The organism is Mycoplasma phocoeninasale (assembly GCF_012934885.1).
GTDB lineage: Bacteria > Bacillota_I > Bacilli_A > Mycoplasmatales > Metamycoplasmataceae > Metamycoplasma > Metamycoplasma phocoeninasale.
In genome coordinates this window covers 409,159-430,346 of record NZ_CP051480.1, presented here as the reverse complement: position 1 = coordinate 430,346, position 21,188 = coordinate 409,159, and the positions used below count along the sequence as shown (strand labels likewise).

The 21,188-nt window shown below is 28.9% G+C and carries 18 protein-coding genes and 2 tRNA genes; 3 read left to right on the top strand and 17 right to left on the bottom strand.

Annotation, left to right across the window (positions count from 1 at the left end; translation table 4 throughout):
* Positions 1 to 73: 73 nt before the first annotated feature.
* The 6 genes from HGG64_RS01875 to HGG64_RS01850 form a co-directional block, all read right to left on the bottom strand.
* On the bottom strand, positions 74 to 877 hold the full coding sequence (locus HGG64_RS01875) for a nucleotide exchange factor GrpE (RefSeq protein WP_169580271.1): 804 nt from the start codon (positions 875 to 877) through the stop codon (positions 74 to 76).
* The gene (hrcA, locus tag HGG64_RS01870) at positions 870 to 1,895 is read right to left on the bottom strand and encodes a heat-inducible transcriptional repressor HrcA (RefSeq protein WP_169580270.1); all 1,026 of its coding nucleotides are present in this window, start codon (positions 1,893 to 1,895) and stop codon (positions 870 to 872) included. The genes HGG64_RS01875 and hrcA overlap by 8 nt, the downstream gene beginning before the upstream one ends.
* A 97-nt stretch (positions 1,896 to 1,992) precedes the next feature.
* Positions 1,993 to 2,069, bottom strand: a tRNA-Arg gene (locus HGG64_RS01865).
* A gap of 5 nt (positions 2,070 to 2,074) precedes the next feature.
* Positions 2,075 to 2,149: transfer RNA gene (locus HGG64_RS01860), tRNA-Cys, on the bottom strand.
* A 154-nt stretch (positions 2,150 to 2,303) separates the two neighbouring features.
* The gene (locus tag HGG64_RS01855) at positions 2,304 to 3,230 is read right to left on the bottom strand and encodes a hypothetical protein (protein WP_169580269.1); all 927 of its coding nucleotides are present in this window, start codon (positions 3,228 to 3,230) and stop codon (positions 2,304 to 2,306) included.
* Between the two features lie 13 nt (positions 3,231 to 3,243).
* A complete protein-coding gene (locus tag HGG64_RS01850; protein WP_169580268.1) occupies positions 3,244 to 4,113 on the bottom strand; it encodes a replication initiation and membrane attachment family protein in 870 nt (289 codons plus the stop codon).
* 297 nt (positions 4,114 to 4,410) lie between these two features.
* Here HGG64_RS01850 and dnaE point away from each other — a divergent pair, with 297 nt between their 5' ends.
* Together dnaE and HGG64_RS01840 are read left to right on the top strand one after the other, a co-directional pair.
* Positions 4,411 to 7,413: a DNA polymerase III subunit alpha gene (gene dnaE, locus HGG64_RS01845; RefSeq protein WP_169580267.1), complete on the top strand. Its 3,003-nt coding sequence runs from the start codon at positions 4,411 to 4,413 to the stop codon at positions 7,411 to 7,413.
* Positions 7,406 to 8,296, top strand: a complete 891-nt coding sequence (locus HGG64_RS01840; RefSeq protein WP_205852850.1) for a 5'-3' exonuclease — start codon at positions 7,406 to 7,408, stop codon at positions 8,294 to 8,296. Before dnaE ends, HGG64_RS01840 begins: the two co-directional genes overlap by 8 nt.
* Here HGG64_RS01840 and HGG64_RS01835 read toward each other — a convergent pair.
* From HGG64_RS01835 to HGG64_RS01800, 8 genes are all read right to left on the bottom strand, one after another.
* Positions 8,293 to 8,499, bottom strand: a complete 207-nt coding sequence (locus HGG64_RS01835) for a hypothetical protein (protein WP_169580266.1) — start codon at positions 8,497 to 8,499, stop codon at positions 8,293 to 8,295. The genes HGG64_RS01840 and HGG64_RS01835 overlap by 4 nt on opposite strands.
* Before the next feature lie 30 nt (positions 8,500 to 8,529).
* Positions 8,530 to 9,324, bottom strand: coding sequence for a hypothetical protein (locus tag HGG64_RS03230; protein ID WP_205852849.1), 795 nt, complete (start codon positions 9,322 to 9,324; stop codon positions 8,530 to 8,532).
* The gene (locus HGG64_RS01825; protein ID WP_205852848.1) at positions 9,324 to 10,199 is read right to left on the bottom strand and encodes a DNA methyltransferase family protein; all 876 of its coding nucleotides are present in this window, start codon (positions 10,197 to 10,199) and stop codon (positions 9,324 to 9,326) included. The genes HGG64_RS03230 and HGG64_RS01825 overlap by 1 nt, the downstream gene beginning before the upstream one ends.
* Before the next feature lie 223 nt (positions 10,200 to 10,422).
* Positions 10,423 to 11,238: an HAD-IIB family hydrolase gene (locus HGG64_RS01820; RefSeq protein ID WP_169580265.1), complete on the bottom strand. Its 816-nt coding sequence runs from the start codon at positions 11,236 to 11,238 to the stop codon at positions 10,423 to 10,425.
* A 17-nt stretch (positions 11,239 to 11,255) separates the two neighbouring features.
* Positions 11,256 to 11,555, bottom strand: coding sequence for a thioredoxin family protein (locus tag HGG64_RS01815; RefSeq protein WP_169580264.1), 300 nt, complete (start codon positions 11,553 to 11,555; stop codon positions 11,256 to 11,258).
* 19 nt (positions 11,556 to 11,574) lie between these two features.
* Complete coding sequence (gene proS / locus HGG64_RS01810; RefSeq protein WP_169580263.1) at positions 11,575 to 13,008, bottom strand: proline--tRNA ligase; 1,434 nt, start codon at positions 13,006 to 13,008, stop codon at positions 11,575 to 11,577.
* Between the two features lie 146 nt (positions 13,009 to 13,154).
* The gene (locus tag HGG64_RS01805; protein ID WP_169580262.1) at positions 13,155 to 15,749 is read right to left on the bottom strand and encodes a hypothetical protein; all 2,595 of its coding nucleotides are present in this window, start codon (positions 15,747 to 15,749) and stop codon (positions 13,155 to 13,157) included.
* A 275-nt stretch (positions 15,750 to 16,024) separates the two neighbouring features.
* A complete protein-coding gene (locus HGG64_RS01800; RefSeq protein WP_169580261.1) occupies positions 16,025 to 17,212 on the bottom strand; it encodes a phosphopentomutase in 1,188 nt (395 codons plus the stop codon).
* Between the two features lie 203 nt (positions 17,213 to 17,415).
* Here HGG64_RS01800 and pyk point away from each other — a divergent pair, with 203 nt between their 5' ends.
* Positions 17,416 to 18,837, top strand: coding sequence for a pyruvate kinase (gene pyk / locus HGG64_RS01795; RefSeq protein WP_169580260.1), 1,422 nt, complete (start codon positions 17,416 to 17,418; stop codon positions 18,835 to 18,837).
* 64 nt (positions 18,838 to 18,901) lie between these two features.
* On the opposite strand, the gene HGG64_RS01790 is transcribed toward pyk, so the two are convergent.
* From HGG64_RS01790 to HGG64_RS01785, 3 genes are all read right to left on the bottom strand, one after another.
* Entirely contained in the window at positions 18,902 to 19,714 is an 813-nt protein-coding gene (locus HGG64_RS01790; protein ID WP_169580259.1) for a hypothetical protein, read from the bottom strand.
* A gap of 151 nt (positions 19,715 to 19,865) precedes the next feature.
* The gene (locus HGG64_RS03260) at positions 19,866 to 19,991 is read right to left on the bottom strand and encodes a hypothetical protein (RefSeq protein ID WP_277345657.1); all 126 of its coding nucleotides are present in this window, start codon (positions 19,989 to 19,991) and stop codon (positions 19,866 to 19,868) included.
* Between the two features lie 43 nt (positions 19,992 to 20,034).
* Positions 20,035 to 21,174 (bottom strand): hypothetical protein, encoded by a 1,140-nt coding sequence (locus tag HGG64_RS01785; protein WP_169580258.1) that lies wholly within the window; start codon positions 21,172 to 21,174, stop codon positions 20,035 to 20,037.
* Positions 21,175 to 21,188: the final 14 nt, after the last annotated feature.

The window sequence follows — 21,188 nt, the reverse complement described above, 5'->3', positions numbered from 1 at the left end:
TAGCTAATTAATTAAAATAAAGCATTATATATTTTAAACTTATTTAACTAATGCTTTATAAAAATGATACTTATTATTTTTTTACAACCACTAATGCAGGTTTAATTGTTCGATTATGAAGCTTATATCCAATATTTTTAACCAAAACAATTGCTTCAGATTCATCACCTTCATCAGTTAGTTCAAATGCTTGATGGATGTTTGGATCAAATTTTTCTCCAACAGTAGGAATAATTTTTTCCACACCATGGTCATTTAATATTGTATCGATTTGAGTGTATAACATTTCAAATCCACGCACAAAGTTTTGAACGATTGGATTATCAATATCTTTTGCACTATTAATTGCGATTTCAAAGTTATTTAATGGTGTTAAAAGATCTTCTAAAAAAGATTGCAAAGCGTAATCTTTAATTTCCTTGGTTTGATTTGCAATGTGTTCATCATTTTTTTGTTTATGCTCATTAAGTTGATTTTGAGCTGCTTGCTGTAAATCAATTAATTGCTTTCTAAAGTTTTTTTCATTTTCAACAATTTCTGAATTTAGCTGTTCTACTTTTTGTAGTAATTTGACTGCATTCATTTGGGCTTCTATTACATCATTATGTGATTTATTGTAGTTTTCAAGAACATTTCTATATAACTCTGGAGTTTCAGTTCTTTTTAGAACTTTAATTACTACATTTCCTCTTTCTAATTCGCACTTAATCTCATTGTTATCATCTAATTCTGTTGTTTCAAATACATCTTCTATTTCTTTGTCAAAAGTGTTAGTTTTGAAGAAACCTTTCTGAATTTCTTCGTCTTTAAAGTCTTTTTGCGATTTTTCCATAACCACAAATTCAATATAGTCAAATTCATTTATTTTTTTACTCATTTTTTTCTCCATTCCTATCCTTAATAATTTTCTCTAAAATCTTTATTGCTTCAAATGATTCTTTAAAGTCTAAATTTTTAGGACCAACTATGCTAATTTCTTTAATATTTTCACTATTAACAAAATCAATTTTTTTAGAAATAATATTTAAGTTAGGGCGTGATACATCTAATTTAATATTACTTTCATCATCTAGATTGTTTTCTATTGCTTCCCATACAGAATGATTTTCAATTAAATCAAATAATTTCGCAATCTCTTCTCGTGAAATTTTTTCAGATAAAATTATAGCACTTTTGTTGAAAGCTTTATTTTCGATTTTCTCCTCAAATCTAAAAATAGACTTAATAAATTTCTGCATAATTACTTCGTAATTTTTTACTTGTTTGCTAAAAATTGGCGATAATGATTGAATTTTAGAAGCTAATTCAATTAGAGGGGTGTCAATTAGACGCTCTTTGAATAGTCTAACTGCTATTCTCAGATCATTAAGTTCAACCCCTTTATCAAAATTGAAAATCTTATTTTGAACATTGCCACCACTTGTTACTAAAACAACAACAGCAGAGGCGCTATTCAAAGCAGTTAGTTGAATGCTTTTCAGAGTTTCGTATAAATTATTAGATGTGGCAACAACGGCAAATCCGGCCATTTGTCCAACAATTTTTGCTGCTTCATCCAACGTTGAATCAATACTTATTCTCCTTTTAGCAAGCAAATCTTCTAAACGTTCATCAAAATATTCGAGAGGATTATATACCAAATTTCTAGCATAATATTCAAGACCTTTTGCAGAGGGAACTCTACCACCTGAAGTGTGTGGTTTTTCTAAAAAATTACGTTTTTCAAGTTCCGCCATAATATTTCTAATTGTTGCAGATGAACAATTTAGTTTATGTTCCTCAACAAGCTTTTGCGATCCGACAGGTTCTCCTGTTTCAATGTAAGTGTCAACAATCAACTTGAAATAGTAGGCTAATTTTGCATTTATTTTTTCATCTCTAAAATCGTTATTCATATTATCCTCATTAGCACTATTTTAGCATTTAAAAACTATAATTGCCAAAAATTAAGAAAAAAAAATGCGAAATGCACTTTTAGTCAGTTACCTGATATGGCGCGCCCGGCAGGAGTCGAACCCGCAACCTTTTGGGCCGTAACCAAACACTCTGTCCAATTGAGCTACGGGCGCATATATGGAGCCACCAACCGGATTCGAACCGGTAATCAAGGTGTTGCAGACCTATGCCTTGGCCGTTTGGCTATGGTGGCACATGGCCATAATTCTTATAATATTATATAATATAATATATTTTTTTGTCAAAAATAAAGAAAAAGCGTAGAGGGAACGCTTTGTACTATATTAATGAAAATATACAAAATTATATACTATAACAGACCTTAATTTACTTTTATTTCTGTAAATTTATTTATTTTTAGCAATAAATTTTGTCATTATCCGACTTATTGTGTTTTTTAATAGCTTTTCGACACCATTAATTCGTAAGTTACGATCTGTTTTATTACCACTATTAATGATAGAAACATTATTTAAAGTTACATCAATTAGTGAAGTGATAAATGTTGGTTTTTCATCAATTTCTCTTTGATTTAATGTTGCAATTAAGTTAGTGATAAATAGTTCTGGTTTAGCTCCAATGCCAAAATTATTTAAAAACAAATAGTCAACTTGATTTAAATATTTATTGATCAACTCATTTTCATCATGCTTATTATTTCGATAATTGTTCATAGTATAGTTAAAAAACTGATTAACATCTAAAAATGCCACAGTTTTATTTTTAGTAGTACCGAGCAAAAATGCTAAATATTTGACAATTGCCTGAGCATTAACAAAATTACTATCAACTAAAAAAAATCCTTTTTTAGTTTTTAGCGAAGTAACTTTTTTGATTTCAGCAATTAGATTTTTATCAAAGTAGTTAAGTGCTTGTTTGGCTTCAGTGTGAATACGAGTTGGACTTTTCTTATTAGGGGTATCAAAATATAATTTTCATTCATTCTCTAATTTTGTTATATTAGTTAGTCAAAAATTATCTTCTTGTTTCTTTTTTAGAAAAAAATGATTGCTAGAAAAATCGATTTGTAGATTATTATAAGCGTCCACCGTTAATTTTCAATCAGGTTCTTTATCCTCGTTTGTAACTAAATAATTATAATAGCGTTGCAAAAGTGACATACCTTTAGTTATCTGTTCACTATTTAGATTGAATTTTTCAATAATTTCTTTTATTTTAGGATATGCAAGAATTTTTTTTGATTCTTTTTTTGAATCAAAATTAACCAAAAAATCTTTGCCGAATAACTTTGCAATGTCTTTTTTTAAATTCATCGATACTCCTTAATTAGTTTTCTCATTCTAGTTCATTATCTTTATCAATATTATTGTGATTTTTAGTACTTTTTGGATCATTATGTTGTTTTTGTTTAGCCAAGAGAGCAGCTGAAAGCTCCAAATCTATTGATTCAGCGCAGAATAGATTACGATGTGCATAAGTTGTAGCAACTTTTTCAATATAAGCGCACACAATTGAATGATTAACATTAATTGAATAGTTGATAAAAGAATTAATACAAGCATCATTAAATTTTAACCTTCTTAATTTGTCAATCATTTTAATTTGGCTTGGGCTTAAAGACAAGTTGGTGTATGATGAAATAAATTTATCAGGGGTAGCATTTGTCTTTAAAAAATTAAGGTTTTTGGAAAGAATATTATTCGCTTTCTCATCTGCTATTATTTGATTAAAATCATCATAATTGTACACTTCATAAGCTTTTGTTGAACATTCTAACATTTTGGATTTATCAAATTTGGGGTTAATTTTAGCACTAATGATTTTCAGATAATGATCTTGTCCAATTTTTTGAATTAGTTGGTTCGACAAGAATGCATTGTTAACAAGTTGGTTTGCTGATAGTGGCTTTAGCAGTGTAAACAAATGCTCATCGTTATTTATATAATATGACTTAATCAAGCCAAGTGTTTCAAGCTTAATTTTTATTAATGATAGACTATCAATGTCTAGCTCAAGCGAATCCAAAAGCAAATCCAGTCTTATTTGTTGATTTTTATATAAGTTGCAAAAATCATATAAAAATTCATATAATGAAACTCCGCTATTTCCCAGTAAAGGACGATATAATAATCTTAAATTTTCCAAATCTGAGACATTAATATCATCCTCATTTTCGACATAAAAAAAAGTCCCCATAAAATCCTCCATGTCTTCTAGCAATATAATTCTAAATAACTACAGACAAAAAAAATACAATTAGTTTCTAAATGTAAAATTTTAGCTAGTATTTCCTCTAATTATCAACATAGACACTATTTATAAATTCACTTATTTTAAAAGTTTTTTTTAGCAAAAAATGATTTATTAACAATTTAAAATTAGTAAATAACGAAGCAAAATTTTAATTTAATTAATACACTAATAATAATTTTTTTTCGTATTTTTTTATTAATAAAATGTTATAAGATTTAGAAACCCTTTATAATTAATTTTATGAAATTAATTAATTTACACTTGAATACCACATATTCATTTTTAAAGAGTTGTATCCAGCCTGAAGAGTTTATTGATAATCTTAAAAAAAGTGATAATGAATACTTTGCAGTTACTGAACATCACAACTTATTTAGCCTAGCATATTTTAAAAAATTATGTGAAGGTAGCAGCTTAAAACCGATCTTTGGTTTAGAATGTGATGTTGAAATTGAAGGCAAACTATATAAATTTATTGTTTTTGCCAAAAATATTGACGATTTTGAAATTTTAAAAAACTTATCATATTATCTTTTATCAAATCATTTTATTAAATTTGAAAATTTATCGCCGTTTAGCAAATTAATTTTTATTGAACATCCCATTTTTGGATATTTCAAAAGAACTAATAAAAAAATATTGCTTGAAAATCATTATTACAGTTTACTTCCAATTGATTTTGAAAATAGTGCCGCAGCATTATTATCATTCGGTTATGACAAATGCTTACTTATTAATCATAACGCTATTTTTCAATTTTCTGATAACGAAATTATTGCAACTTTAAATTTAATGCGAAAAGAAGAACACTTTCATGACATTTATGAGCCCTGCAGTTTTAAGCTTGAAAATGAAAAAAAAGACGCAGTTTTAAGTGAATTAGTAAATAATACTAATGAATTTGCTAAAAGTATCTATTTTGAAATTCCTTATCATAGTTATTCACTTCCAAAATTTCAAAATGACGAAAATCTTAGTTCAATCGAATATTTACAGAACCTTCTAAAAAAAGCAATAACAACTAAATTTAGCAAAGACAGTTGAGGTCAAGATTATCAAATAAGACTAAATCATGAATTTTCAGTAATTAAAAAAATGCGACTAGAAGATTACTTTTTAATTATTCAAGATTGAATTAAATGGTCAAAAAATAATGATATTGCAATTGGCCCCGGACGGGGAAGTGCTGCTGGGTCTTTAATTAGCTATCTACTTAACATTACCAACGTTGATCCAATTAGATTCAATTTGATTTTCGAAAGATTTTTAAATATTGAAAGAGTATCAATGCCAGATATTGATGTCGACGTTCAAGATGATAGAAGGCAAGACGTTATTAATTATTTAGTTAATAAATATGGTTTTGACAATGTTGCTAATATTGTCACTTTTTCATCACTTGGCAAAAAATCAGCGATTAGAGATGTTATGCGAGTGAATAATATTTCGCCAAAACAAATTGATAGTATCTCCAAACTAATTTCTCCTGATGATAAAAACTTATTAGAAGAGTATCAAAACAATAGTAAGTTTTCACTCGAACTTGCTAGAATTGATTCTGAAGATTCAAATCTTGTAGATAAAATTTTGAATGTTTCAAACCGAATTTCTGGCTTCTATCGTCAAAGCGGGACACATGCCGCCGGTCTTGTTATTAGTTCTAAGCCAATTATTAAGTTTGTTCCAACTTTAATGGTAGATGAAACAATTCAGCAAACACAAGTAAGTATGGAATACTTAGAAAAATTTGGGTTAATTAAAATGGATATCCTGGGTCTTAAAACACTAACTACCATTAAGGAAATTAAGGATTTAATTGAAAAAAATTTAAATATTAAAGTTGATTTAGATAATATTCCGCTAAATGATCAAAAAACTTTTTCAATTCTAAGTGCCGGTAATAGTATCGGGATATTTCAACTAGAAAGTGCGATTATGATTCGTGCCTTGGAAAAAATTAAGGTCAATGATTTTGAAGATATTGTGGCAATTATTTCACTTAATCGTCCAGGTCCAATGGTTAATATTCCAAAATACGCAGCTCGAAAATTTGGTAATGAAACTGTGCCAAAAATCAATCCTGAATACGATAAAATTGTTGCCAATACATACGGCATTATTGTCTATCAAGAACAAATTATGCAAATTGCTCAAACTGTTGCTAATATGTCATTCTCTGAAGCTGATAATTTTAGAAGAATTATTTCTAAGAAAAAAAGTGATGAAATGGAAGATGAAAAACAAAAATTTATAAATCGCTCTATTCAAAATAACTATTCAATTGATACTGCAACAATGATTTTTAAAAGTATTGAGAAATTTGCTGATTATGGATTTAATCGTTCACATGCAATTTCATATGCCTTGATTAGCTATCAAATGGCATATCTAAAAGCTCATTATCCACTCGAATTTTATGCCGCCTGTATTTCATCAGCCCACGGTGCACATGAAACAATTTCCAAATACGTTAACGAAGCAAAGAAAATGAATATCAGGGTAGTATCTCCAAATATTGTTGATTCAGAAATTAATGCCGTTATAAAAGATAATGCTATTATTTTACCTCTAAACATGATTAAAGGCATTGGTAGTGAAATTGTTAAGCTTGTTGTTAATAATCGCAATGAAAATAAATCTTACATTAACTTTCAACATGCTCTTTATTGTCTCCTAGGATCTAAATCTTTAGGCATCGCAACCATTAGAACCCTAATCGAAGCAAATGCCATGCGAATTTTCAACATTAACCAGCAAACTCTGCTAAAAGAAATTGAAAGCGAAAATAGTGACCTAATGTTATGACTTGAAACTAATAAAAACCATCCTTGAGATGAAATTAAAGACCAAATAATTAACTACAAACCAACAAATATTTTTGAAAATGATTATAAAATTGAAGAAGAAAATGAGAGAAGATTGCTTGGTCAGGTTTATAATGCTTCTAGAACATCTAACTATGAAAAAGTTGGTTCCAGATTCAATGATATGCATGTTGGTAATGAATATGTAACCACTGCAGTTTGCCTTAATGTTAAGCTAGCCATTACCAAACAAAATAAGAACTATTTAATACTAACTTTTCAAGATTCAACACAAACTGCTGTTGCTTTTATGTGAAATGCTAACGATGAAAAATACAATGAAATTAAAAATCTAAAAGATAAATTAGTCGAGATTAAAGTAATAAAAGATAGGGGCGATAAAATAATTTTAAAAGATTGGAAAATTAGAAATGAATAATAAAAAAATATTAATTATTGATGGGACATATTTGGCTTACCGTTCATACTATGCTACAGCATATGGTCCTAATCCCAATATCTTGCAAACAACCTCAGGCATTCAAACGAATGCTATCGTTGGTTTTTTTAATACAGTTAATTTATTGATAAAAAATTATTCACCAACACATATTTATTTTGCATTTGATTCAAAAATTAAAACCTTCCGCCATAACATCTATACAGAATATAAAGCAGGAAGGCAGAAAGCGCCAGTGGAATTTTATATGCAGCTCGATAAAATTCAACAACTTCTATCAGCACTTAATATTCAAAATCAATACTGTGACGGCTATGAGGCTGATGACATCATTGCCAAAGCAGTTAACAATTTCAAAGGCTCAAGCATTCTAATCTTTTCTGGCGACCAGGATTTAAATCAACTAATTGACGAAAACATTGCGATACTAAAAAAAATCAAAGGCGAAATGGTAATTTTAAACCGCCACAATTTCCAAAAATATTATGATTTTCTTCCTTCACAAGTTATAGACTATAAAGCCATGGTAGGCGACGCAAGTGATAATTTCAAGGGAATTTTAGGAATTGGAAATAAATCAGCGATCGCCTTACTAAATCAGTATCAAAGTCTAGAAAATATTTACAATAACATTAATGAAATTAAACCATCACTGGCCAAAAAATTAATTGAACATAAAGAAGATGCTATGCGCGATAAATTCATGGCAACGTTATGCTCTGATTTTGAGCTATGTCTTCCTAATATTGATAGCTTAGCTATTACTAAAATTGAATTATCAGAGGCTGCCAATAAAATTCTTGAAGAGCTTGAGCTAAATTCATTAAAAAGAAAATTCAGAAGCTTGTCTGAATTTAATTAATTGTCGCTATTTTCTTTAACGTCTTTTTCAGAATTATTACCGTTTTCATCATTTGGTAATTTTTCTTTTTGAATTTCTATTTTTGCTTTGTTGCTAGTGGCATAGCTTATTCCAATACCAACACCAACTAAAATTGGAACAATCACCGCACCAAGCACAACAATCGATAACTTTATCGAGTTTTTTCTCTTATTTTCTTTCATATATCACCCAAATAGCTTCAAATTATACTGCTATTTTTTTTCTTTATCCTCAAGAGATGCTAAAAAGTCAATCACGGTATTTTCCCTTTGATCTCTTTTATTTGAAAAATAGCTCTCAATTGCAATTTTACCATCTTTTTGATAAGTTGATTTCTCTTGCTTCTGCTCATAAGCTTTCCTAATGTAAGGATAGAAACCAAAGTTATTATCAAGATTAGATAGTAATTTATCTAATTGATCAGTTCCTTTATCTAAATTTTCAAAGTATTCAATTAGTATTCTGCGAACATCATTATTAAGTATATCCGAACCCATAAAAAATGTCGTATCTCGTCCTGAAACAGCATATAAATAAATGGCATTTGCTTTTGGCAAATTAGAATTTCAAACTGGTCGTGATGATATCTCCTTCGATTTTAGTTTATCCTCATACTTTGAGAATTTTGTTTCAATCGGGATAATATATTTACTACTAAAAACTAAAAAATCAGGAAAATTTTGTGAGCCATAAGGTTGATAGATAAAATACTCATTGAAGTTTTGAAACGGATTTTCAACTAATTCAGTTGATGTCTTATCTAAAATTTGCTCTTTAATTTTTTTTAAGATTTGCTTAAGGTTGGCATCGCTACTAAAAGTAGAGTTTTTTTCAAGCTCTTTAATTTCTGATTGGGCTGCGGAAAAATTTTTTCCTGCTTTTATGTGAATAAATCCTTCTTTACGTAGTAATTTCATAAAATTTGCTTCAAAGTCTTCACCAGTATTTGAAGTAGCATATTTAAGAGGATCAGCTTTTATTTCTTTAAAAATTCTCGATAGAAGCATTATAATTTTTCTCCTTTAAGTCGTTTATACTCTTCGACAAAGTCGGTTGTTGAAAAACCATAGACTTGTGTGTTTGATTTAGAAAGTTTTTCAAAATCAATTCTGTTAATAATTTCACGGGCTTTTTCATTAAGAATCTTAATGAAAAAATATTGGCGATTTTCAACTAATTTTTTTGGATCTGTGATCTTAATATTATAGTCATAGTAGCCTTGGCGATGAACAGCAAAATCTCAATGGTATTTACTCTTATCAAAATATTTGAGAGTCGTTTTAGTATTATTGTGAATAAAAGTTTTAAAATCTTCATGACGAATTGAAATTTGTGATTTAATTCGCAAATCAGGAGCATAAGTCGATTTTATAGTTCAGATTTGAAAAACACATTTAACGTCATATTCTTTGTCGTTGACAATAAAAGAATTATCTGATAACCTTATATTACAAATTAGTTTAGCGTTTTGATTAACCTTTTTTTGGACTGAGTATCTCTGAAAAATGTTAGGTAGAATCATTGCAACATAATTAGCTTCAGTTAATCCTTTATTTAAAAATTCAAGCGCTAGTTTTCCACGGTAACCAAATGGAGGATTACCAATAATAAAACGATTATCACTGAAGGCAATTTTTTCCGCTAAATAATCTTTTTTGATGATGTTACTACTTTTAGGTTCAATATCATAAGCAGTTATCACACTTTTGTCAATACCAATTTTTTCTAAAGCATTTATAAAGTTTCCAGTGCCAGCTGAGGGCTCAAGAATTTCATGCTCTAACTGGCTTGGAATTTGTTGCCGAACTATTTCAACTATTCGATCGCAAACGATTGGATTAGTATAGAACTGGTCAAGTTTATTATCATTATTTTTTTTCATCAAATTCTCCATATCATAGCTAAAAATTTATGCTGCTATTTCAATTATTTTATATTATTTAATAACGAAAATTTCAAAATGCAAATAAATTTAGAATCTAAAATTGGCTAAATTATTTCAACGATAAAATTGTTACTTTGAATAATAAAAAGCACAGTATGTACTACCGTGCTTTGACAATATTTTATTTAAAAATAGTATAAAGAAACATATTTATTTTTAGTTATTTTTTTGTCATAAAAAGATTCTTAATTGTTTTGGCTACACCACTACGTTTATATGAATAACCAATAATATCGCCGTGTTTTTTAATGTTCCGGGCAGCATTTTTCATAACAACAAATGCGCCGACATATGATTTAACAGAAACATCATTGCCCGAATCTCCAAAGTGAACAGCTTTTTTAGGATCAATATTTAGTAATTGACAGATATACGAATTAGCAATACCTTTAGTAGCATTCATATCGTTTATTTCAATACTTCAACCTTTAGAAACAATGTGGAATTTCAGATTAAAGAAGTTTGCTTCTAAACTTTCTTTAATTTTTTTGATGCCACGGGTTGAAAACTTACCAAAAGTTAAAATTTTAGTAACATTTGATATTTGTGGAATTTCATCATATTTTTTAATTTCCATTTTTTTGGTTCATGGTCGTGCCATAAAGATTTTTGTTGATGCCCCATAAATAATTGGCAAACTATTAATCATAAAAAACATTTTTTCTTTTTTTAGGATTTCAATTACTTTTAGAGCACTATCTCGTTTAATCTCACATTTTTTTAAAACGTTATTATTGCTGTCAACAATTAAACCACCATTTTGACAAACAATATATGGTGAATTAATTTTATTAGCTAAATTAACTACAAATTCCGAATTACGCCGTCCAGTTGAAAGAATAACTGGGATTCCCTGATCATTTAGTTGTCTTGCGATATTAATGTTATCTTCGCTAACTCTATTTTCCGTTTTAGGTAAATCTAAGAAAGTTCCATCTAAATCAAGAAAATAAGCACGTGGTTTAAAATTTAACATTGTAGCTTAAACATCAATTATTTAAATTTTTTTGCAAGTTCATCAGCAGGGATATAACCAACTGTTCTATCAACAAGTTGACCATCTTCATAGTAGAATAATGAAGGAATTGACGAAACGCCCATTTGATGAGCAAACTCTTGATTTTGATCAACATCTAGATCAAAAATATTAATATTGCTATGTTGATTTGCTAACATTTCAAGTTCTGGTGCTAGCATTTGGCAAGGAGGACATCATGTAGCTCTAAATGCTACAATCGCCTTACCGTTTAGGTGTTGATCACCTAATTCTGCATGAGTGATTTTTTTTAACATATATTTTCTCCTTTTATGTTTAATATGCCTTAGCAAATATAACACATTTTTTGGTTTTTTTATTGCTAAAGAAACATTTATCATCTTTTAGTTTGATTGGAAGCTTAAAGGGTATACAACGCGATGAAGCTCCCGTTAGTTCTTTTATTTTAATTTCATCTTCACCATTACCGGCAAAATTAGTAATAACTCAGTGACCTTCAGAAATAGCTTTTTTGAAATCATCTAAATTATGTACCTCAACAAGATTGTTAAGTAATCTTTGCTCTGCTTGACTATATAAATTTAGTTGAATATCATTTAGCATTTCTTTTACCGTTTCTTTAACATCATCAACTGAGACATGAAATTTCTCGAGTGTATCACGTCTCACTAATAATATTCTATTTTCAGCTAAATCGCGGGGCCCAATTTCAATTCTTAGTGGTGTACCATGAATTTCTGAATTAGACGCTTTAAATCCTGCTCCTTTATCTGAATCATCAATCTTGGTGGAAATGCCAACTTTGTTAAGTGTTTTTTCAATTGAAAGCGCTAAGTTGTGAACTTTTGGTTCCTTATTAGCAAACAACTCTAGAATATCGACTTGAGTTGGAGCAATCTTTGGTGGAATAATAATACCACGATCATCTCCATGTGTCATAATTAGCGCACCAATTAGTCGTGTTGAAATGCCTCAACTTGTTCCATAAGCATATTCTAATTTGTTGTCTTTATTTTTAAAAGTAATATCAAATGGAACACTAAAATTATGACCTAAATAATGACTTGTGCCAGCTTGAAGAGCTTTGCCATCTTTCATCATTGCTTCAATTGTGAAAGTAAAATCAGCTCCTGAAAACTTTTCGTGTTCAGTTTTTTCGCCATCAATCACGGGAATAGCTAAATAATCATTAACAAACTTTTTATAAATTTTTAGCATTTTAAGGGTAAGCTCTTTTGCTTCCTCTCCATCAGAGTGCATTGTATGACCTTCTTGTCATAAAAATTCACGAGTTCTAAGGAATGGATTAGTTGTCTTCTCTCATCTTAAAACATTAACTCATTGATTATAAATTAATGGTAAATCATTGTAAGAGCTAATTTCATTTTTAAAGAAATCTCCAAATAAAGTTTCACTTGTAGGACGAATATAGTACTTTTCACTTAATTTTTTTCCGCCAACCTCAGTTACTGTGGCCAGTTCCGGATTAAAACCTTCTAGGTGATCTTTTTCCTTGGCAAGTAAACTTTCTGGAATTAGTAGTGGTAAATTAACATTTTGAACTCCGACTTTTTTAAATTCCTTATCTAGGGTTAAACGAATATTATCCCAAATGCCAAAAGATAAAGGCTTAAAAATTATAGAACCCTTTGAAGCTCCATAAGCCATTAAATCGCCATTTTGGATAACATCTGTATACCATCTAGCAAAATCATCATTTTGCGGAGTAATTTTTTCTAGCTTTTTCATACTTAATATATTTTATATGTTTTTATTTTTTGCAAGCAAAATTATCACTAAAATAAAAACATAAGAAAGGGAGTGGAAAAAAGTTAAGATAATAAAAATATACTCTTTTAATGAGAATAGATTTATTTGCTTAAGTATATTTTCAATTAAAAATTATCAAATTCTTCATCACTAACAATTTCGGCATAACTTAATTCATTATCTCCTTCTTTATCATTGTATGTGAATTTGGCATTTACAAATATTTTGTAAGATGTATTAAGACTACCGATTTCATATTTCACTAGAAAATGATCTAAGCCACGTTTTTTTAAGATTGGGAAATAATAAATTTCAAAAGAGTCATTAATTTCATAAGAAGAACCTATTAACTCAATAAGATAATCAAGTCTACCAGTGTGTTCAACATTAGGATATCTAAACTTTATTTGATCTTTATAGAATAATTTTTTTTCTAAACTTAAATGTTTATTAATTACATTTTCATCAACATATTCAGCGCTATTTTCTTCACTGTTGCTGTTAAATTTCAAAAATAGCTCAAAAGTATTGCTTCTATCAAGTTTTGATGTTAGCTTGACTTTCATTAAATAAGCATTGTTAAATGAATTATCTAATTCAAGGCTGTTATCCTTGTTATAATAAACTCAAACGACTTCATACTCATATTCTTTTTCGTCTTTTCCGGATAAAACAAGTTTAGTTGGGTCAATCATTTTTAGCATTAAATTAGTATTGTTAGGAAAAATATCTTTGTATTTAAAAGTATTGTATTCTTTGAAGGCGGGGTTAAAGTCAAAGATTTGATATTTTTTTTCTTTTATTTGTTTATAGAATTGTCCAACTGAGATCGGATTTAAGTCTGAATTATCTAATTGGAGATAAATATCAAATAATTTCTTAGTTTTTTCTAAATTCAAGATAGCAAGTTTTAGCAGTAATGATGTAGAATTTTCGGTGCGATTAATATAGATTTCATTAACTTCAAAATCAAACTCCGCCCTATTTATAAACACTAAATTTCGCTCGTTAAATTTAGAATCATTAACATTTGAATTGTAACGAAATCTAGTATTTTTAACAAACTGATCGTGCAATTTTTCTTCAATTGCAGTATAAGCTTTTTTAAACTCAACTTCATTATTCAAAATCACACCATCACTTTCAGTCTCAGCATATGAAAATTTAACATAACTAACATATTTAATTAGTGGCTGATAGTCATTTTTCAGATTAATATCAATTTCAGCAATTACTTCATTATTATCTGTGTATTTAACACGAATAACATTGTAATCATAATTGCCCTCTAGTTGCATTTTTTTAATGTCAAAGCTATCATTATCGCTTAATTTTCCCTTGTATTTAAATTTTGCATTTTGTAAATATTTTTGAATTTCATCATTTTCAAATTTGATATCGTGTTTACGGTTTGCCTCAAAATATTCATCAGGTGACACAAATATTCCGGGTGTGCTGTCATTTAAAAATCTCAAAAAGATATTAAATTTCGAAGTTGGATCTTTTTTATCAACAATAATAAATTTCTGAATTTCAAAGCCCTTACTCTCATTCAAACCAATACTTTCATGTTTACTAATTGTGTATTTACTAATAAAATCAGCATCTCCAACTAACCGAAAATCATTGCCGGATTTAGCAATGGAAGCATTTTTGGCAAAATCATTGACAAAATTACTTTCTACAATCTGTGATGCAATATATTCATTTAGCGTAATAAATTCACCTAGATATTTTTTGCTTTCGCTGTCATGCTCAAACTTAACTCAGCAGTCAAATAATTTTTGACGAACAAAATCTGTAATTTCAAATTGAACAAATATCTTTCCCTGGATATTCTGAACTGATTTGGCTTTAAATGAATAATTAGCACTAATATTTACGCCCGATAATTTAAATTCATAGTCATTAATTCTTAGTTCAGTTAAGGCATTACTCCAAAAGCTAAACTTTGCAGTGCGCATAAATTCGGCTAATAATCTTTCACGAGTGTGAACTTGATTTTCTATTTCGTTTTCGTCTGAAATAACCGAAGCAAGAGATTGCTTTTCAGCAAATGGAAATTTTACAAAGACATTAAAAATATCGCTTTCTCCCTTTGCTTTGAATTGATATATTGCTAATGCAAATTGATCATCTGGATGTGAATTTTGATAAACTAATTTGTAATCAAATTTATTGAGTAGTTTATTCTTTTCAATAGTAACATTTTTTTCATTAAATAAAGCATCAGCATTTAAAGTTTTATTGTATTTAAATTTAAGTGAATTTTGAAATTTTAAAAACTCCTTATTAAGTTTAACTTTTCCTAATACAGCCAAATTATATTCTGATGCCGAAATGAATTTTCCCTCTAAAAAATTGTTTTCACGTTCAGGAAATTCAACATGTACAATAAAACTATTAGAACCGCTGCTATCTGATACTAGTATGGCAAAAAACCATGAATCTTTAACTTGATGGCTGGCGATAATTTCTTTAATCACATAATCTTCTTTAACGCCCTTACCTTCGATGAACATAATTTTTTTATAATCTTGTAAATCTTTCAGGGGTAGTGCTTTATTAGCTAAATATAGTAATTTAGCATTATCATAAAATTGGTTTTTAACATCGCTTGATATACCGCCGCTTTTGAAGCAACTAATTGCGACTAGTGGTAGTGTTGTCACAGCTGAAACTGCTCCTAGTAGCACCATTGCTCTCATTGATTTCTTCATAATACTTTTTTAAAATTCCTTTATATTTGTTTAACCAAAAATTTGATATTTTTATTGATTTCTAACAATATAATATCAATAAAAACTAAAAATTCTTTATTATAAATTAAATAGAAAAAAATCATTTTTTTAATAGTTTATCGCTAAAGATTGCTTAAAAATATTTATATTTTTATTAGCTAATTAAAATTGACAAATTAAAAAACATTAAGCCTTTTAGAAATGGGCTTAATGCCAAATTATAATGAACTATAATAATTAAAAAAATTAATTATCTAAACTAGTTCATCAAAAATATCATCACCTGTTGAAACTGTTGGTGTGCCAAAGTTTCTTGCTACAATATTTCCAGCTGTTCCTAAACCGTTAACAGTTCCTAAAATTTTTGGGCTCTTAAATGATTTAGAAAAGATTGTTAATGGTAATGCTTCTCTAGTATGGTCAGGACCTTTTGTTGGATCATTTCCATGATCTGAAGTGATAATTAGTAGGTCATCTGATTTCATGCTGTTAATTAGTTTAGTTAACTTGATGTCAAATCTTGAAACATTTTCGCTGTAGCCTACTGGATCTTCACGGTGACCGTAGTGGCTGTCAAATTGAACTAAATTAACAAAAACCAATTGGTTAGTTGAATTTGATGAAGCAATATCAATAGCAATGTCCATATTTTCATCATCTGAGGCAGGGCCATAAACTTTATCAATACCAACATGTGTGAAAATATCATTAATTTTTCCGACTGCAACAACTTCAATGCCTTTGCTTTGTAAATCTTCTAAAATAATATGACCAGTTGGTTTGTTAGCAAAGTCATGGCGGTTGAATGTTCTTGTAAATTTACCATTTTCAAAAACAAATGGTCGTGAAATAACTCTAGCAACATTTCATTCAGGTTTCGATGAACAAATTGCTCTTGCACGTTTTGCATACTCAGTTAATTTTTCTACACCAAGAGTTTTTTCATCCCCGATGATTTGTAGTGTTGAGTCTGGAGATGTATAAATTATCATGTCTCCATTTTGAATATGTTGATGTCCTAGTTCTTGTAAAATCACTGTTCCCGAAGCATTACGATTTCCGATAATTTTGCGGTTATCAAAAGCTTTTGAAAGCTCCGCTACTAGATCATCAGGAAAGCCTTTTTCTGTGAATTGAGGGTTAGGAACTTCAGTGTAAATACCCATCATTTCTCAGTGTCCTGTTAGTGTATCTTTTCCGTTTGACATTTCGTGGACTCTTGCCATGTATGCTAGCGGATTTTTATTCTTAGCGTTGTGTCCAGCTATTTTTGCTATTTCAGTAATTCCTAATTTTTTTCATGTCGGAATTTCAAGCGGTAGAATTTCTGAAGCATGAAATAAGCTATCTGCTCCAACATCATTGAACTCTTTTTGTCTTGGTTCAGAACCTATACCAAGTCCATCAGTTACAATGAAAAATACTCTCTTAAATTTTGCCATAATTAATATGTATACCTCTCTATTTTATAACAATAATTTATTAAGTTTTTTGCTATGTAAATTTATAAATTAAATCATAAATATAAGTAAAAAAAATAATACTTTACAATAATTATTGTACTACAAAATGAACCATTGTGGATTATTGGGCAATTTAATGATAAAATTAAAAGGTATAATAATATATTAAGGTTGGTAAAACAATGAATTTTAATGAACAAAAAACCAAAATTGTTGCGACAATTGGTCCAGCTTCAGAGAATTATGAAGTAATGAAAAGAATAATTGAGGCTGGAGTTAGCACAATTAGAGTTAACTTTTCACATGGAAATCCTGAAACTCATAAAAATAAATTTGAAACTGCGAGAGCAATTTCAAAAGAACTTGACATTCCTATTTCGTTAATGCTTGACACTAAAGGTCCAGAAATTAGAATTGGAAAGATGAAAAATGATTTATGCTACATCGCACCAAAATCAACACTTTCAATTAAAACTGATGAAGAATCATATAAAAATCTAATTGGGGATGAAAAAACTATTTCAATATCTTATCGAATGGATAAAGATGTTAAAGCTGGTAACCAAGTACTACTAGATGACGGAAAATTAGTAACAATTGTTAAAGAAGTTAAACAAATGGAAGTAATTGTGGAAACAGTTAACGGGCATAATTTAAAAACTAACAAAAGAGTTAATATCCCAGGTGTTGACTTCTCAATTCCATTTTTAAGTGATAAAGATAAAGAAGATATTAAATGAGGAGCTGGCTATAAAGTTGACTATATTGCAGCATCATTTGTTAATTCGGCTAAAAATGTGCTAGAAATTCGTAAAATCTTAGATGAAAATAACGGAAAACACATTCAAATTATTTCTAAAATTGAATCACAAACTGCTATTAATAATATTGATGAAATCATTCAAGCTAGTGACGGAATTATGATTGCTAGGGGGGATTTAGGTTTGGAAATTCCATACTATGATGTTCCTTACTATGAAAAAAGAATTATTCGCAAATGTCGTTTGGCTGGCAAGGAAGTAATCGTAGCAACACAAATGCTTGACTCAATGGAAAATGTTCCATTGCCCACAAGAGCAGAAGTAACAGACGTTTACTTTGCTGTTGAAATTGGAGCAGATGCAACGATGCTATCAGGAGAAACTGCCAGTGGAAAATACCCATATGAAGCTGTTAGCACAATGTCAAAAATAGCTAAAAGAGCGGAAAAAGAATACTACACTGATCCATTTTATGCTCATCAAATCGAAAAAGTGGCAAATAATCCAAGTTCAAGAATGCTAATTGCTTATGAAGTAGCAAAAATTCTAGAAAAAGGTGAATATAAATTTGCTGTTGTATTAAGTCACAGTGGAAAATTACTGAAGGAAATTTCAAAATATCGTCCTAACTCATATATTATTGGAGTAGTAAGCGATGAAAAACTAGTATGAAGTTTCGGAGTTACTTCAAGTGTATTTTGTGAAAGACACTCTGAAGCAGTTAGAGCACTAATTAAATACAACCACGAAGCGGCTAATACTATATTAGAAAAATATGGTGCTAAAAAAGGCGATAAATTTATTGTAGTTGATAGTTTAAATATTACAATGCATGAATATTAGTAACTAAAAAAATAGCAGATGCTGCTATTTTTTTAACATTCTAAATTTAACACAATTGCGACTATTAGCGAGATTTATTCAAAAGATTTTTTCATTGATTAGAAATTTCTTTTACCTCAGCTACTTCATCATTTAGGAATTCAAATTTTGAAAAACTATTTTTATTCTTATAAGATTCAATTGAGTAATTGTAATAATAGTATGAATCTGGATTTTTTTGATACGGCGATCTTTCTCTATCTCATTTTACTTCAAGTTTATTATTTTCATTACGTTTGAATATTTTATTATAAATAATGTAACGAGGATGGTATGTGTAATTCTTATCTTTTATTGAGTATCATACTGAATCTAGATGATCATCTTCGTAGCTTTTTAGTGTTACCGAATGACTGTCGTCATTAAAGCCGTTATCTTTCATTCCCGGTAGTAATTTGGGTTTTGCATTCTTAAAAACATTCATGCTATTAAGATAATCAAATTCAGATGTATCTCATGTGTGCAGTTCAAATTTATTTTCATATTCATTAAAATATTCATATCAAAAATCAGAACTAAATGTAAGATTAGACCAATATGAAGCCGACCCTAAATCACTATAATTATCCATAGATAAACCTGATACAGAAATATTTGTATTCACATTAGGAATTCGAAGAATTGTAAATATCATATCTTCAATTCTCTTCTTATGGGCTTGTCACTTTATTAGATTATCAGTATTTCTTTGAAAAAGTGAATAAGTTCATTCCCCATCTTTGTAGTTATGAGGATTTAAGTTAATTTTAACTTCTTTTACATAATAAACATCTAAATCTGTTATTTCTTTTGGGGCATGTTCATAAACAACATCTTTAAAAATCTCATATTTATACATAAAGTCATCATACCATTTGATAAAATCATTATAAATAAGAACAAAATTATCATCAGTAATGGAGGTTTTTGGATAATAAACATGATCTTTATTGACGGTGAAACCTTCGAAATCATCAAAAAAATAATTTTTACTGTCAATATAACGTTTTTTATATTCGGCTTTTTTGCTCTTTTGGTGTTAGTTTTTTAAAGCATGAAACTGCAGCAAGTGGAACTAAAGCCACTGCTGCTCCCATAGCGAAAATAAATTTGTTTTTAAGGTTGCGTTTTTTCATTATTTAATCTCCTTTTTGAAGTCATTGATGTATTTAAAAAGACCTAGATAAAGAATTTATTATTATCCTCTTTTTGCTCTTCTTCCACTTTTCTAAGGGGATTAAGTATTTCTTCAATTATTGGTTTCACTTCACCCTCTTTATTTTTTATATAAAAATGAGAAAATAATTTTTTATTTAAATATGTTTTTAGTCGAAAGTCGTAATTTGTATATTTCTCTAATTCTTCGGGTCTATCAGTAAATAATGTTATGTTAAGTCTTGGTTTATCATCTTTCATTACTATAAAATTTTCAAAGAAAAAAGATGAATTTTCATAATGTTCTTGTTTTTTAAAAGTTGGATATCAAATTGAATCACTTCCCTCATATTCAATTCCATTTTTAAGAATAATCTCATGGCTATCAGCATTAAAACCATTATCTTCTACTCCGGGATTTAACTTTGGTTTTAAATATCTAGGGCCTCAAATTAGTTCATCAAAATCAGAATGAACCCATGGTCTTTCAATGAATTCATTTTTTTCCTTGTCATAAGTATTTGACCAAAAATCACTTGTCAGCGTTAGCTTAGAAAAATAACCATAATCTTGGTTTTCTTTGTCGTTTGCATATCTATGTCATACATTATAAATATTCATTCCAGAAACAGCGAGGTCAATATTTAAATTAGGGATTTGAAAAATTTTAGAAATAAAATCATCAAATTTTTCTTTATTAGTAGCTCAATTTTCATAACTATCACTGTCTTTAAAAAGCGAATAATTTCATTTCCCATCAAGGTAATTTCTTGGATTTAAATTAATTTTTACCTCTTTTGTATAAAACGTATGCGTAGAAAAATTGTGGATATCTTTTGGGGCATATTCGTAAATTACTGATGTAAAAATCTCAAATTTTCCCATAAAATCATCAAATCACTTAATAAAATCATCATATATTTTCGCGAAATTTTCATGGGCAATAGCTACTTGCGGTGATGAAATATGCTCTTTATTGACAGTGAAATCTTCAAAGTCATCAAAAACATAATTTTTACTGTCAATATAACGTTTTTTATATTCGGCTTTTTTTTGCTCTTTTGGTGTTAGTTTTTTAAAGCATGAAACTGCAGCAAGTGGAACTAAAGCCACTGCTGCTCCCATAGCGAAAATAAATTTGCTTTTAAGGTTGTGTTTTTTCATTATTTAATCTCCTT